Annotated in this window: 15 protein-coding genes and 2 tRNA genes; 7 read left to right on the top strand and 10 right to left on the bottom strand. The window is 54.7% G+C overall.

The window, feature by feature from the left end; genetic code table 11:
• The first annotated feature begins 249 nt into the window (after positions 1 to 249).
• The 3 genes from recJ (at position 250) to WNY38_RS17765 (ending at position 2,439) form a co-directional block, all read left to right on the top strand.
• Entirely contained in the window at positions 250 to 1,995 is a 1,746-nt protein-coding gene (recJ, locus tag WNY38_RS17775) for a single-stranded-DNA-specific exonuclease RecJ (protein WP_342858705.1), read from the top strand.
• A 100-nt stretch (positions 1,996 to 2,095) separates the two neighbouring features.
• Positions 2,096 to 2,170, top strand: a tRNA-Glu gene (locus tag WNY38_RS17770).
• Positions 2,171 to 2,364: 194 nt separating this feature from the next.
• Positions 2,365 to 2,439, top strand: a tRNA-Glu gene (locus WNY38_RS17765).
• An 87-nt stretch (positions 2,440 to 2,526) separates the two neighbouring features.
• Here WNY38_RS17765 and WNY38_RS17760 read toward each other — a convergent pair.
• The 4 genes from WNY38_RS17760 to WNY38_RS17745 form a co-directional block, all read right to left on the bottom strand.
• On the bottom strand, positions 2,527 to 3,513 hold the full coding sequence (locus tag WNY38_RS17760; RefSeq protein ID WP_342858704.1) for a GGDEF domain-containing protein: 987 nt from the start codon (positions 3,511 to 3,513) through the stop codon (positions 2,527 to 2,529).
• A gap of 3 nt (positions 3,514 to 3,516) precedes the next feature.
• Positions 3,517 to 4,107, bottom strand: a complete 591-nt coding sequence (locus WNY38_RS17755; RefSeq protein WP_342858703.1) for a heme NO-binding domain-containing protein — start codon at positions 4,105 to 4,107, stop codon at positions 3,517 to 3,519.
• A gap of 159 nt (positions 4,108 to 4,266) precedes the next feature.
• On the bottom strand, positions 4,267 to 4,962 hold the full coding sequence (locus tag WNY38_RS17750) for an HAD family hydrolase (RefSeq protein WP_342858702.1): 696 nt from the start codon (positions 4,960 to 4,962) through the stop codon (positions 4,267 to 4,269).
• Positions 4,953 to 5,231, bottom strand: coding sequence for a DUF3572 domain-containing protein (locus WNY38_RS17745; protein WP_342858701.1), 279 nt, complete (start codon positions 5,229 to 5,231; stop codon positions 4,953 to 4,955). Before WNY38_RS17745 ends, WNY38_RS17750 begins: the two co-directional genes overlap by 10 nt.
• A 120-nt stretch (positions 5,232 to 5,351) precedes the next feature.
• Between WNY38_RS17745 and WNY38_RS17740 the strand changes: the two genes are divergently transcribed.
• Positions 5,352 to 6,728: a diguanylate cyclase gene (locus WNY38_RS17740; protein ID WP_342858700.1), complete on the top strand. Its 1,377-nt coding sequence runs from the start codon at positions 5,352 to 5,354 to the stop codon at positions 6,726 to 6,728.
• 87 nt (positions 6,729 to 6,815) lie between these two features.
• On the opposite strand, the gene WNY38_RS17735 is transcribed toward WNY38_RS17740, so the two are convergent.
• From WNY38_RS17735 to WNY38_RS17720, 4 genes are all read right to left on the bottom strand, one after another.
• Positions 6,816 to 7,358, bottom strand: coding sequence for a periplasmic heavy metal sensor (locus WNY38_RS17735; protein WP_342858699.1), 543 nt, complete (start codon positions 7,356 to 7,358; stop codon positions 6,816 to 6,818).
• A 3-nt stretch (positions 7,359 to 7,361) separates the two neighbouring features.
• Positions 7,362 to 7,793 carry a hypothetical protein gene (locus tag WNY38_RS17730; protein ID WP_342858698.1) on the bottom strand — a complete coding sequence of 144 codons (432 nt, stop codon included), beginning with the start codon at positions 7,791 to 7,793 and terminating at the stop codon, positions 7,362 to 7,364.
• Positions 7,780 to 8,370, bottom strand: coding sequence for an RNA polymerase sigma factor (locus WNY38_RS17725; protein WP_342858697.1), 591 nt, complete (start codon positions 8,368 to 8,370; stop codon positions 7,780 to 7,782). Before WNY38_RS17725 ends, WNY38_RS17730 begins: the two co-directional genes overlap by 14 nt.
• Before the next feature lie 198 nt (positions 8,371 to 8,568).
• A complete protein-coding gene (locus WNY38_RS17720) occupies positions 8,569 to 9,105 on the bottom strand; it encodes an EF-hand domain-containing protein (protein WP_342858696.1) in 537 nt (178 codons plus the stop codon).
• Positions 9,106 to 9,420: 315 nt separating this feature from the next.
• Between WNY38_RS17720 and WNY38_RS17715 the strand changes: the two genes are divergently transcribed.
• The gene (locus WNY38_RS17715) at positions 9,421 to 9,840 is read left to right on the top strand and encodes a DUF983 domain-containing protein (RefSeq protein WP_342858695.1); all 420 of its coding nucleotides are present in this window, start codon (positions 9,421 to 9,423) and stop codon (positions 9,838 to 9,840) included.
• Between the two features lie 392 nt (positions 9,841 to 10,232).
• On the opposite strand, the gene WNY38_RS17710 is transcribed toward WNY38_RS17715, so the two are convergent.
• Both WNY38_RS17710 and WNY38_RS17705 read right to left on the bottom strand, forming a co-directional pair.
• Positions 10,233 to 10,796 (bottom strand): hypothetical protein, encoded by a 564-nt coding sequence (locus WNY38_RS17710; protein ID WP_342858694.1) that lies wholly within the window; start codon positions 10,794 to 10,796, stop codon positions 10,233 to 10,235.
• A 195-nt stretch (positions 10,797 to 10,991) separates the two neighbouring features.
• Positions 10,992 to 11,372 carry a nuclear transport factor 2 family protein gene (locus tag WNY38_RS17705; protein ID WP_342858693.1) on the bottom strand — a complete coding sequence of 127 codons (381 nt, stop codon included), beginning with the start codon at positions 11,370 to 11,372 and terminating at the stop codon, positions 10,992 to 10,994.
• Between the two features lie 125 nt (positions 11,373 to 11,497).
• On the opposite strand from WNY38_RS17705, the gene ftrA reads away from it, so the two are divergent.
• Together ftrA and WNY38_RS17695 are read left to right on the top strand one after the other, a co-directional pair.
• Positions 11,498 to 12,511, top strand: coding sequence for a transcriptional regulator FtrA (gene ftrA, locus WNY38_RS17700; RefSeq protein WP_342858692.1), 1,014 nt, complete (start codon positions 11,498 to 11,500; stop codon positions 12,509 to 12,511).
• A gap of 140 nt (positions 12,512 to 12,651) precedes the next feature.
• Positions 12,652 to 13,089, top strand: a complete 438-nt coding sequence (locus WNY38_RS17695) for a VOC family protein (protein WP_342858691.1) — start codon at positions 12,652 to 12,654, stop codon at positions 13,087 to 13,089.
• The last annotated feature ends 166 nt before the right edge of the window (positions 13,090 to 13,255 follow it).

Raw genomic sequence — 13,255 nt, 5'->3', positions numbered from 1 at the left:
TCAAGACCTTGCAATATCAGACGCCAGCAGAGAAGTTCGCACAGTGTGTTGCGTCGACCAGTTGAGATCGCCGCTCATTGCCGACTTTCGCCGCGAGTTTCCAAGACGTCTGCTGTCGACAGTATTGAATGCAAAGCTCATGAGGAATGGCATCCTCTCTCCTCAAACCCCACCAAATCCAAACATCCCCCACCCACCCTTCGCAATCAGAGTTTGCATGTGCGTTAAGATGCGACGATATACTTGGGCATGAATGATTTTCTTGATGTCTCCGCCTCATTAACAGCCCGCCGCTGGGTTGGTCCCACCCCTGAAAATGATCGCTTGGCCGAAGCCATGGCGCAGCAAACATCGCTGCCTTTGCCTTTGTGCCAAACTCTGACGCGGCGCGGGGTTGCTGTGGAGGAGGCTGAGGCGTTTTTAACGCCTGCGCTCAAAGACTTATTGCCGGATCCGATGGTCCTAAAAGACATGGAACCGGCGGCGACACGTTTCATAAAAGCCTTACAGCAGCGCGAAAAAATCGCCATTTTTGCCGATTACGATGTGGATGGCGCGACTTCGGCGTCTTTGTTGATCACATGGTTGCGCGACATGGGGCATAGCGCGACGCTTTATATTCCCGACCGCATTGACGAAGGTTACGGGCCGAACGATCCTGCGATGGCCGCCCTTGCGCGCGATCACGACCTGATTGTTTGCGTCGATTGTGGCACGCTGTCTCATGGGCCTATTGCGGCAGCTGTTGGCGCGGACGTGATCGTTCTGGATCACCACCTTGGCGGCGAGACCCTGCCCGATTGTGTGGCCGTGGTGAACCCGAACCGCCAAGACGAGACCGGCGATTTGGCGCATCTGTGTGCCGCTGGCGTGGTGTTTTTGATGCTGGTGGATGTTAATAGGCGCTTGCGGGCGCAAGACGTGCGCGGGCCGAACCTGATGCGCTATCTCGATTTGGTGGCCCTTGGCACCGTGGCCGATGTGGCGCCGTTGATCGGTGTGAACCGCGCTTTGGTGCGCCAAGGTCTGCGGGTGATGGCGGATCGCGAACGCATTGGCATTCGCAAGCTCGCTGACGTGTCGCGCATGGACACGGCCCCCACGGCCTATAGCCTTGGGTTTATGCTGGGGCCGCGCATCAATGCAGGTGGACGCATCGGCGCGGCCGATCTGGGCGCGAGATTGCTGTCGACCACCGACGAGGCAGAGGCACAGATGCTGGCGGAACGGCTGGATTACCTCAACACTGAGCGCCGCGAAATCGAGGCCACAGTGCGCGCAGGCGCGCTGGATCAAGCCGCAGAGCGCGGCTTAGATGGACCACTGGTTTGGGCCGCAGCTGACGGCTGGCATCCTGGCGTTGTGGGCATCGTTGCCTCGCGCTTGAAAGAATCCACCAACCGCCCCGCTGTGGTGATCGGATTTGACGGGGATGAGGGCAAAGGCTCTGGTCGGTCCATTTCTGGCGTCGACCTAGGTGCAAGCATTCAACGTTTGGCGGCAGAGGGCCTCTTGGTTAAAGGTGGCGGACATAAAATGGCTGCGGGTCTGACGGTGATGCGTGACAAGCTAGAACCCGCCATGGCGCGTCTGTCAGACCTTTTGGCCAAACAGGGTGCCGGTGATGCAGGCCCCGCGGATTTGAAACTAGATTCCCTGTTGATGCCAGGCGCTGCCAGCATTGAGTTGATCAACAAAATCGAAGCGGCGGGACCTTATGGGGCCTCTGCCGCCGCACCACGTTTTGCCTTTCCGTCATGCATGATCCATTTTGCCAAACGCGTGGGCGAAAGCCATCTAAAAATCAGCTTTTCCGACGGCCAAGGCCCGCGCTTGGACGCGATTTGCTTTGGTGCCTTTGATACGAAACTTGGCCCTGCCCTAGAGGCGCACGGCGGCAAGCGCTTTCATCTGGCAGGACGTTTGGAAATCAACACATGGGGCGGACGCCAATCGGTGCAGTTGCGTTTGGAAGATGGTGCCGAGGCCACTTAGTCAGGTGTTCTTAACCGCTTTTAAAAAAAATAGGCTCCCAAGCATTTTATCTCTTGCGCCGCGCGGGCACCTCGCCTAAATACCGCCTCACGCCAATTGCGGTCCCTTCGTCTATCGGTTAGGACGCCAGGTTTTCAACCTGGAAAGAGGGGTTCAATTCCCCTAGGGACTGCCATTGGCGAATACCCCCAAATTAAAGACACTGCACTCGTCCCGACGGAATCGTTGTCGACATTCTGTTTTGCACAGCGCGCGCCCTTCGAAGCTTTCGACCGCGTTTTACATTTTTTACAAAATTTTTAAATTTGAGGCACAGACACCCTTGCGCTTTGCCAGCAGCTGCCGTAAATACCCGCTCACGCCAACAGCGGTCCCTTCGTCTATCGGTTAGGACGCCAGGTTTTCAACCTGGAAAGAGGGGTTCAATTCCCCTAGGGACTGCCATTGGCCAACATTCCCGAAAATCAGCATTAAAATTCCTGCAACTGCGCACGACCTAACATCGCGATGCAGCTGCATTTGGTCTACGCCCTACTTCGAGGTCATTCCGTGTTCATACATATTGGCGCGGGCGCGCCCTTGATGTTTGGATGCATAAAGCGCTGTATCCGCATCGTGGATCATTTGATCCGGATCAATCGCCTCGTAGAAATCCGTGGTAGTGATTCCGATCGACCCCGAAATGCGGCATACCGTGTCGCCAAAGGGAACAGGCACTTCCAATTGGCTGATAATCCGCTGGGCGGTTTTCATCAAACGGTCTTTGTCCGTCATCTTATGCAAGACCAAGATAAATTCGTCCCCGCCCACGCGCGCGACCATATCATCGTCCCGCGTTTCTTCGACGAGCACCTTGGCGATACGTTGCAACACCGCATCCCCAGCCGCGTGGCCCAGTGTATCATTGACGTCTTTGAAGTAATCGAGATCGAGGTGCATCAAGGCAAAGGGAATGGCGCCACGGATCATCCGTTTAAGCACATGATCCATCGCGCGGCGGTTTTTAAGCCCTGTGAGCGTATCCGTGAAAGCCTGTTCTTCGGCCGCCACTTTGGCGCCTTGTAAGCGCATGTTCAGCTGTTTTGTTTCTTCCAGTACGGCGGACTTGGCCTCGACCAGATAAAGCATTTCGACGGCCAAATCCGTTGGGGCAAAATCACCAGCCGTCAGGCGATACTCACGCACGGCCTCAACCACTGAGATACCAAAGGACAGATTGAGCAACAATCCATCACGGCCCTCTAGCGCGGTCGCGATGCCTTTAAGCGTTGTGGCCACGCCATCTTTGAAGGTGAGGTAGAGCTTTTTGTCGGTTGGCAAAAGCGTATCGCCTTTTTTACGCCCGTCATCGCGCAACTCGAATATGTCGAAAACATTCGACCCCAAAAGTTCCATTTCTCTGCGCAGTTTACATAATGTCGGACCCACACCGCAGACGGCGCCTGTCGCATCCAAAATCAGATGCATCGGCATCAAGAGGTCGAGAGAGTTTTTATCAAAATTTGTCACATGTTTCATATCTCAGACCGCCTGTGCAGAGAGATCAAAGCTTCGCCCTTCAGCAAAGCATTCTTCCAACAATTGAATATTGATGATTTCTTCGCCGGAATCGCGCCAGCCTTGATGTTCCAAGAATACCAGCGCACCGTAGTCATCTGCCATCGCCCGCATCACGCCCACCATCGCATAGCCGAACCCAGGCATCGAATGCAGGCAGGTCAAGGTGTGCGTGCCGTCAGGGTTTTCAAAAATTTCAAGCTTGGGCACTTCTAGATCAGGCAAGGCTAGACGAGAGCGCCCTTCGATCTCGTTAAGCGAAAACAAGAATTCGCGATATTCGTTCCCCCCAAACCGCAACAACCTGCGGATCGCTTCGACGTTGGGGTGAGACACAAGATAGGTGCCGATGTCTTCTAGCATTGCATCAACGGGTTTTGACAGATTGCGCGCGGCCGTGGCCAATAGTTTGATGGTGATCCCATCTGGATAATTTAGCATCGCTTCGAAATTATCGAAACCTAAGTCAGCTTGCACGGCAACATCGGCCCAAATTTGTGGCCCGTATGTGTCGCGAAGAAAACACTGAATTGCGCGATTTATCATCCCATGCATGAGCAATAGGCCCTTTTACTTCTACAGGCCTTCAGACTAGGCGCGCCGACTTAATAAAGTACCAAGAGGCGCCATCGCATTTCGCGAATGTCCTTAAAATGCAAGTTTTCTTCCCCTTACGTCATGTCTGAAAGGGGTCAGAGCGGCAAAGAGGGCGATTTACGCGAAAAATGTAGCGATTTCGGCCACATCCTGCACCACATAATCTGCCGCAGGTGCCAAGTCAGATCGACCTGCGGTTCCGGTGAGCACGCCAATGGTGCGCATGCCCGCCGCGCGCCCTGCTGCCAAATCATGCAAACTGTCGCCCACCATCACAGTGTGCGCAGGATCGACACCAAGGGCCAAGGCGGCGGCGCGACAGCCATCCGGCGCAGGTTTGGCACCAAAACCGCTATCAAACCCGATCACCACATCAAAAGCCGCCTGTACGCCTGCATGGAGCAAATGGTCCCGCCCGACCTGTTCGAAGTCATTGGTTACCACGCCCATTTTGATCTGACGCGCTTGAAAGGTCTGTAAGGCGCGGTCCAGATCGCGCACAGGCACCGGCACGGCAACATCCATTTTGGACATCATGCGGGTTAGAATTTCCTCTGCACTTAAATCTGGAAAGATCGGCAGCAGGCGCTCGATTTGCTCGTCAGGCGTACTGGAGACGGCAAAGCCATCCGCCAAAAATTGCCCCTGCGCGATATCAAAGCCCAAAACCTCAGCCACGGCCTGAGCGACACTTGTATCGTCTTGCGCCAATCGATCAATGACGGCTGAGGCCCAAGGCGACCATGACTTTTGGAAGTCAAACAGGGTGCCGTCTTTATCGAACAAAATCGCCTGTACAGATGCTATGTCCAATGGATTTCCTCCCCACCGGGCAATGCTTGGCGAGCGCGCAAAACGTCATAAGGGTCAATCGATGCTTGTTGGGCAAAATCGTTAACCCACTCATCGTTCATCGTTACGAAATCCAATACAGCGACCAAGAATTCAGGCTCGCTGGCGCGATTGCGCAAATCGTCTTCGCCAAGCCCTGTAGAGCCAAGAAAAACAGGCAAAAGTTCTTCGTTTGCGACCAACCAGCCCAGAATTTTGAGGGCGAGAATCTCGGCGGAATCTTGCTGCATGTGTGGATAACTCCTTGGGGCTGGAAACCCTTTATTAACCTTTGAGGCTCATTTTGGACGCATACCTTAACAAGAAATGCGTCAGACACATATCGCATATCATAGATTTCCGAGGGCACAATGGCAGGCCGGATTCTTATCGTGGACAATGTCCCGACGAACCGCATTATCCTGAAAGTGAAACTTTCATCCGCCTTTTATGAGGTGATCCAAGCGGTGTCTGGCCGTGATGCATTGTTACGCGCGGCCGACAGTCAGCCAGACATCATCATCCTCGACACAGACCTTGGTGACATGAGCGCCCATGAAGTCTGTACGCGGCTCAAAGCTGATCCTGCCACGCACCATATCCCAGTTCTGATCGCCACGCCTGCAGGCGACACCGAGGCGAGGATTGCAGCCCTCAAAGCGGGCGCTGACGAATTTCTGGCCAAGCCGATTGACGAACTGACTTTGACTGCTCGCGTGCGGGCCCTCATGCGCGCCCGCGCCACCACGGATGAATTGCGCCGGCGTGATGAAACTGCGCGGTCCTTTGGCTTTGCCGAGGCCTCCGTTCACTTTGCGACGCCTGGAAAGATTGCTCTGGTCGGGCGCTGCGCGGAAGATGCCATGACGTGGCGCGCAGGGCTGCGGGGCTTGGTCATGGATAACATCGAAATCGTCGCCGCCGATCACCTGTTGGAAACCATCGCGGGCGGCAATGGCGCAGACATTTATGTGATTTCAAGCGACATTTTTGGCAACATGAATGGGCTGGGTTTGATCGCGGATATTCGCGCGCGCCAAAGCAGCCGCTTTGCAGGTATTGTTGTCGTGCATGGCTCGCAAGATCGCAATGAAGCCGTCATGGCGCTCGATTTGGGCGCGAACGATATCATAACCCGCGGCGGTGACCCCGAAGAATTGGCGCTGAGGTTGCGGTCGCAAATGCGGCGCAAAAAAGAGGCGGATATCCTAAGAAATTCCGTCGACGAAGGCTTGCGCTTGGCGATGATCGATCCGCTGACGGGGTTGTACAACCGTCGCTATGCGCTGCCTCATTTGACTCAAATCTCACAGGAGGCGACCAAGTCGGGCCAGAACTTTGCGATCATGCTGATTGACTTGGATCGTTTCAAAACGATCAACGACACCTATGGTCACAGCGTGGGCGATAAGGTGTTGATTGAAGTGGCCAAACGGATGCGCGACACCCTGCGCGGCATTGATTTGGTCGCGCGTTTTGGCGGTGAAGAATTCATGGTCTGCATGCCGATGTCAACTTTAGTCGAAGCGCGCACAGCCGCCGAACGTCTGCGCGCGGCGATTTGCGGTACGCCTGTGGCTCAGGCATCTGATGGCACACCTGTGTCGGTGTCGGCCTCGATCGGGTTGGCTATGGGCGGAGATACAAACGCGTCTATCGAAGCGCTGTTGCAAATTTCAGACCGTGCTTTGTATGACTCAAAAGCCGAAGGACGCAATCAAGTGACCCTCGGCTCTCATGCTGCATAGACGCAGCTCGCTGCGGCAACGCAGCCCACTGCGTAAAGGCAGCGTTTTCTAATTCTGAAACTTACACCTGATGTCAAAAACCTAGGGCTATTTTGGGGGCTTGGGCGCGTCATCGCGACCGCCCTCTCGGCGCTGCGGACGCGTGAGCGCCTGATCCAGACGAACAGCATAGGCCGCGCGGGTTTCTGGCGTCATAGCCGCCACCTGATCGACAATCACAGTCGCGCCGATCTTCTGCATCTCGGCCAAATCATTCAACTGCGCAAGCACTTCTGATTGGAACAAATCTGCATCAAAGGGCTCGGCCTTGAGGGCATCCAAAATCGCTTCAAATTTGGCCTGCGCGCCTGCGCGTGCCGCATCCGGGAGCCCCGCTTTTTTGATAAAAGCGCGTCCGATATCGCGTCGTTGTTCATGTTCCAAGGCGGCCACATAGGGGCCGAAACCAAAGTCGCGGGTCTGCATCGCACGCGCGCGGTCATCGCCAGACACGCCACCACGTTCACCGCCACGCAAAGCCGCACCAGCGACCAATCCCACAACCGCCAAGTTCACCGCCAAGGATAGGATCAACACCAAGCGCATGCGCTGTGATCCGCGTGATTTTTGCCCTGTGTTTGTGTCGCTCATAGTCTACCCTTCCGCCGCCAAATCATAAAAGCTTGGCACCAAATCATCGAGCGCATAGCTCGTGGTCTCGGAACTCAGATCTGCAACTTGCGCAGCAGATGTGCCAGCCCATGTCCCAGACGCCAATTGCGTTACCGTTGTGGGCGCGCCCAAACCGACAGCAAGCCCCATGACCGTGGCCGTGGCCAAGCCAGCACCACCGCGCCAGCCACCCAAACTGTCGAGCAGATTTGTAAACCAAGAGCCACGAACGGACTGTTCAGGTTTGGGTTTTGCCCAGTCCGGCAGACCTGCGCCATTTGCGTCTTGCACGCTATCCGCATCGGCCAAAATCCGCGCCATAAAGGCATCAGAAGGTATGACCGCATCCGATTGCGCGCGAGCAAAAAGACTGCCTAAATCAGCATCGCTGAGAAAATCATCACGCTGTGTCATCTTCAAACCCCAATGTTTCGCGCTGATCAGCCAATGCTTTGGCCAGCGCCCGTTTGCCGCGCGCAGTCAAACTTTCGACTGCCTCGACACCAATATCTAAAACCTGCGCGATTTCAGGGTTCGATAACCCTTCGATATGGCGCAGAACGACGGCTTCTTTTTGCCGATCCGGTAAAGTGTCCAGCGCTGCACTCAGCGCTGCCACCCGTTGTTTTTGCATCAAAACCGCGTCCTGTGACGGCTTGCCGTCTTCGGGTTCCGCGATTTCATCCAAGCCAGTGCCGCGCTTTTTGCGCAGACGGTCGGTGCATAAGTTGGTCACCACGCGGTACAACCACGTCGTCACCTTGGCCTCGCCTGTGCGCCACTCAGGGGCGATTTTCCAAAGTCGCATCATCGCGTCTTGTGCGACATCTTCGGCTTCTGCACGATCTTTGAGTAAACGTGCTGCATAGCCTATCACCCGTGGGGCATGCCGATCCGTCAAAATCCGCGCAGCCAAACGGTCACCGTTGCCAAAAGCAATCAGCAAAGCATCGTCAGACGTGTCACTTTGGGCATCAAAAGGCATTTTCATTCCCTAACAGACGTAGCCTGCGATGTGGTCGGCGTCCATGGTCAGTTTCTTCCTGTTCTCGGTACTTGGTCTTAAACTCGTACGCATTTCAAATCTTGTTTTTGTCAACTTGATCAGGGCGCGTACGCCCTGATCGAAAGTATACAAGCCTTACAGGTCTAAAGCTTACGAGACTTTATCAAGCCTGCTTACACGCGATCAGTTGTCAGACTTGCCTTTGCCATGACCACCTTTGCCGTGACCGCGATCTGCGCCAGCAGCAAATTCATCTGCGGTCAAAACGCCGTCACCATTTGTATCCAGACGTTCAAAGAGCGATTTTTTCTCCATCGCATCCATTTCAGCAGCAGAGACTTCGCCGTCGCCGTCTGTGTCCATGCGAGAAATCATTTTCTCAAGACGTTCGGTTTTACGCTCACTGCCTTTTTCGTCTTTTTTGTCTTTTTCGCCTTTGCCAGGCATTTTTGCGGACATTTCTTCCGCAGACAATGATCCATTGCCGTCTGTATCGGCTTCCGCGAAACGTGCTGCTTTACGGGCATCCATTTCAGCTTTTTTATAGGCATCCATTTCAGCTTCGGTCACAAGACCATCACCGTCCGCATCAAGCATTTCGAACGTTGGCATCATGCCTCCGCGGCGCTCCATGTCTTTTTTGCCATCGGCGAAACTTGCTGCGGCCGACCCAAGAACAGCGATCATAGCAACAGCAGAGATGAGTGAAGTACGTTTCATAAGATATAATCCTTAACTGGTTATTGGTGCGTTCAGCTGCCTGTCTTAGTGCCGAGCGCTTATGATAGTGAAACGCGCCCCGTTCGGTTTTCCGTCGTGTCGGGCCGTAAAAAACTTTACCGAAGGTTTGGCGATCTGGCGCGCCGGCCAGTTTGGCGTTGCGCGCAAACAATTGGCGCGGCTCCAACCTGCCCTCGGCGCTGCAGCGGCGACGCGACAACCCGACGCAAGGACAAACCGTCCTCTATTTCGTAAGATAGTCCCCTTATAAAGGTGTCACAGGCAAACCGACCTATGACCTAAAAGGCGACCCGCATGACAGATTCAGCACTTCACGCATCACCCAACTTATCCGCTAGAGATTTACCTGAGCGAGAGATGAAGCCCGCTTTGATGCGCGGATGGAAACGTCGCTGCCCGTCGTGCGGCAACGGACCTATCCTAAAGGGCTATCTCAAAGTGCGCTCTGAGTGCCCAGTGTGCAAAGAGCAGTTTCATCATCATCGCGCAGATGACGGCCCCCCCTATTTGACCATCTTGATTGTCGGTCATTTGATGGCGCCAACCATGGGCTGGTACTATATAGAATTCCGCCCCGAACCCTTGGTGATGCTTGCTGTCTTTGCGACGGGCACTGTGGCGCTATCCTTGTTTTTGTTGCCACGCCTCAAGGGTGTCATTGTTGCCTTTCAATGGGCCAAACGTATGGGCGGGTTTGACGGCTCCCGCGACTGAAGTTAGACACAGGTCAGTGTCATCACCTTAGAATTTTACGTCAATGATTTATGCGTTCATCTGGCTGCCAGCCGCGCTATGAGCGGGCCGGTTTCAAGCATAGCGCACAGCCATACAGCAACGCTTGCGGCGCGAAGAACTTAGCGTCAGTGGTGCGGTGTCTGTCTTGTGCGCTATCTTTTTGGCGCACCTATGGCGCTTGCTTTAACGCTTTTCTGGCTGGTCACCTTTCTGGCTGTTCACCCATAGACCGCCCCTGCCTGCGCTGGATTTTGGCGTCTTCGCTTTGGGCATTTCTGCGGGGTTGTCTCGGCGGGGTTGTCGCAAATACTGGCAACCAATCTGTTGATCATGGCTTTGATTAGGGGGTTAAGCCTGCAATGAGACGCGGTTTATTCAGCCAGAATATCAGCGATGGTTTGGCGCAAGTCTTCCCAGCCACCATAGCAGCCCTGCCAAACACCTGGCTGGCACCCTGTCGACCCACGGCGGCGCAGCGCATATATGCGATCATGCGGCACGCCTGCATAAACATAGGCGTTGAAATCAGAGGTAGAATCACCAAAAGCAGCGGTAAAGCTCCAACCATGATCGGCATAGGTCTTCAAAACACGCTTTTTGAACGCCCCTGTATCAAGGCGATCTTCGCGGCTTTCCGTCATGTGCAACTGCCCGTCAGGAAAGCCGTGCTTGTCCAACCAATCGCTGACGCCGGATTGCAACAAACGCACCCGCGCCGAGATGTAGACAATATCGAATCCCGCATCAAAAAAGGCCTTTACGGCCTCGGCCGCGCCTTTACGCGGCGTGCGTACAGACAAGATTGACGGCGTCAAAGTGCCGTCGATGTCAAAGACAACGGCCTTGCGCTCACCATGCACGGCCGCATCCAACGTTGCCAAAGCCTGCGCTGCGATCCGTTCTGCAGAAGAGATGATCCCCTTAGATCGCCGCATCACTCACCATATCCTTGTTTCACTCAATTCCAAGCCTAATGACACACCCGCGCGCAGGATTCTAGAAAGACTTTTAAAACAAGTGAAATGGCCGCGACCTTAGCCTCTTTTGATGGCACCTCTCTCAAGCTGTGATGCCCCCGCAGTCGTTTTGCACGCGAGCGGGGGCCATTGTTAGATCAGGTTTGGATCAGCTCAAGCGATATCGGCCACACGTTCCAAATGCCAAATTTTAGAGACAATCTGCCAGCCGTTTTCACCCAAAACAAATCCAAGGTGGTCCACAAACACGTTCTCATGCGCGCGCAGTCTGATTTTCACTGTGGCACTGATCGGTGACAGGTAATCGATCATCAAAATCTCTTCTTCGCGTGCTTGGCCTTTGCTGGCAGGCGAGGTGCGCCCGCCCACATCACGGCTAAAGCTTTCAATCGGTTCCGCAAACACCTTGCCGTTGTCCGCGTCAAACAGGCTCGAGGTCTCGTGGAACACCGCGTTCAGTTTTTCTGTGTCGCAGTGGTACAGCGCATCAAAGTAGACCTGTACGGCGGCTAAAAGGTCTGACGTGTTTTGCATGATGTAGCTCCTGTGGGTGATGTTCAATTTAAGGTGTTCAATATGTCTTGTCCAAAACACCTTGTCATTTTGCTTATCCTCGCGATACTGGCAGAAATGCCAATGTACAGTCGGATTCTGCCAAGGTGACACATTCAGCCACACAGCCGTCACAAGACGCACATAACATTGCGGGCCAAGACGCAAACAAAGACCCTCTTGTCTGCGCCATCGCCTATGATGGGTTGTGCACGTTCGAATTTGGCATCGCGGTCGAATTGTTCGCCCTCGAGCGTCCCGAGTTTGACCAGTGGTACAGGTTCCAAGTGGTCAAAGCCGAATCCGGTCCGATCCGCGCCACAGGCGGCATCACGGTCGAGGCCACAGGCGATCTTGAGATTTTGGAGCAAGCGAGCCTCATTATAGTCCCCGGTTGGCGTGGTGCCGATGCGCCTGTGCCCGAAGCCCTGTGCGAAGCCCTGCGTGCCGCCCATGCGCGCGGCGCGCGGATCGCGTCGATTTGTTCTGGTGTTTTTGTTTTGGCCGCCACCGGTCTTCTGGCAGGCAAACGCGCCACAACCCACTGGAATTACACTGGTAAACTTGCCGAAAAATACCCTGACACGCATGTCGATCCCGATGTCTTGTTTATTGAGGACGGGCAGATTTTCACCTCTGCTGGCTCTGCTGCGGGACTTGATCTGGGCTTGCACATCATTCGCAAAGATTACGGTGCACAGATCGCTGCCACCGTCGCCCGCCGTCTGGTCTTGCCCGCGCAGCGCGACGGCGGACAACGCCAATTCGTGCCAAGACCCGAACCCAAAGCCCGCGTCGGATCGGGCATCTCAGCCTTGCAAGATCAGGTCAGAAGCACATTGGACGAGGCATGGCCCATCGAGCGCATGGCCCGCGCTGCTTCCACCAGCGGGCGCACATTCGCGCGGCGTTTCTTGGAAGAAGTGGGCGTGACGCCGCTCAATTGGCTCAAAAGTGAACGCGTTGCCCGCGCCGCTGAAATCTTGGAAAACAGCCAAATCCCCTTGGCCGACGTCTGGATCGCCTGCGGCTTTGGTTCTTCTGAGACCTTCCGCCGCGAATTCCGCAAAACCATGGGCGTCCCCCCCGTGAAATACCGAGAACGCCTTGGGGCTGTGTGATCTGGGGGCTGTCTGTACGTGCAACAGCAATATATTGGTTCATGCGCAATCGCGGCGAAGGTCCGGTTTGAGCCTAAACCTCCGACCTTACAAGGCACCTTATTGGCTGTAAGGTTGTCACTAGAGAGGATAATTACGCCATGAAACTTGCTCATATCAGTATTGCGGCCCGCAGTGCCGACAGGCTAGCTGCCTTTTACACCGACGTCTTTGATTGCGAAGAAATGCGGCCTCCCAGAACTCTGTCGGGTGAAGTCGTATCGCGAGGCAACGGATTGCCGAACAGCGTGATTTATTCAATCTGGTTGAGGCTCCCCGACCAAGAAACGCCCTTCTTAGAGCTACTTGAGTATGAAAGCAGCGCGGATCGTGTCGAGCCGAGAGTTGATGAAATCGGTCTAAGCCATCTGGCTTTCCAGTTGGTGGATATCGCATCTACAATGACCAACATTCTCAAAGCGGGTGGGACGGCTCTTGGTGAAATCACAAATTTCGGAACTGCTGACGAACCATTTTTGATCGTCTACATGCGCGATTGTGAAGGAAACATTCTAGAGCTGGAACAACCTGCGGCTTAAGTAGGTGCACGCCCACTTTGTCCCGCATAACCGCCTCTCGCCTTCCTATTTGGCGTTGGTTTCGTATGAAATCGCGGCGAAAGTCGGCATTGGGCGGTGGCCTCAACTGGTCGGCGCAACACTTTAATCTTTAGGAAGAGATGGAGTGTTTTAAATGAAGTACCGT

The sequence above is a fragment of the Pacificibacter sp. AS14 genome (genome assembly GCF_038899935.1).
Lineage (GTDB): Bacteria > Pseudomonadota > Alphaproteobacteria > Rhodobacterales > Rhodobacteraceae > Celeribacter.
Note: the sequence above shows the minus strand (reverse complement) of the source record. Positions and strands in the feature narration are given on the sequence as shown.

Excerpts from the sequence above, each read along its gene's own strand:
- recJ (WP_342858705.1), top strand. The coding sequence starts at position 250 with ATGAATGATTTTCTTGATGTCTCCGCCTCATTAACAGCCCGCCGCTGG.
- WNY38_RS17760 (WP_342858704.1), bottom strand. The coding sequence starts at position 3,513 with ATGAAACATGTGACAAATTTTGATAAAAACTCTCTCGACCTCTTGATG.
- WNY38_RS17755 (WP_342858703.1), bottom strand. The coding sequence starts at position 4,107 with ATGCATGGGATGATAAATCGCGCAATTCAGTGTTTTCTTCGCGACACA.
- WNY38_RS17745 (WP_342858701.1), bottom strand. The coding sequence starts at position 5,231 with ATGCAGCAAGATTCCGCCGAGATTCTCGCCCTCAAAATTCTGGGCTGG.
- WNY38_RS17740 (WP_342858700.1), top strand. The coding sequence starts at position 5,352 with ATGGCAGGCCGGATTCTTATCGTGGACAATGTCCCGACGAACCGCATT.
- WNY38_RS17735 (WP_342858699.1), bottom strand. The coding sequence starts at position 7,358 with ATGAGCGACACAAACACAGGGCAAAAATCACGCGGATCACAGCGCATG.
- WNY38_RS17730 (WP_342858698.1), bottom strand. The coding sequence starts at position 7,793 with ATGACACAGCGTGATGATTTTCTCAGCGATGCTGATTTAGGCAGTCTT.
- WNY38_RS17725 (WP_342858697.1), bottom strand. The coding sequence starts at position 8,370 with ATGAAAATGCCTTTTGATGCCCAAAGTGACACGTCTGACGATGCTTTG.
- WNY38_RS17720 (WP_342858696.1), bottom strand. The coding sequence starts at position 9,105 with ATGAAACGTACTTCACTCATCTCTGCTGTTGCTATGATCGCTGTTCTT.
- WNY38_RS17715 (WP_342858695.1), top strand. The coding sequence starts at position 9,421 with ATGACAGATTCAGCACTTCACGCATCACCCAACTTATCCGCTAGAGAT.
- WNY38_RS17710 (WP_342858694.1), bottom strand. The coding sequence starts at position 10,796 with ATGCGGCGATCTAAGGGGATCATCTCTTCTGCAGAACGGATCGCAGCG.
- WNY38_RS17705 (WP_342858693.1), bottom strand. The coding sequence starts at position 11,372 with ATGCAAAACACGTCAGACCTTTTAGCCGCCGTACAGGTCTACTTTGAT.
- WNY38_RS17695 (WP_342858691.1), top strand. The coding sequence starts at position 12,652 with ATGAAACTTGCTCATATCAGTATTGCGGCCCGCAGTGCCGACAGGCTA.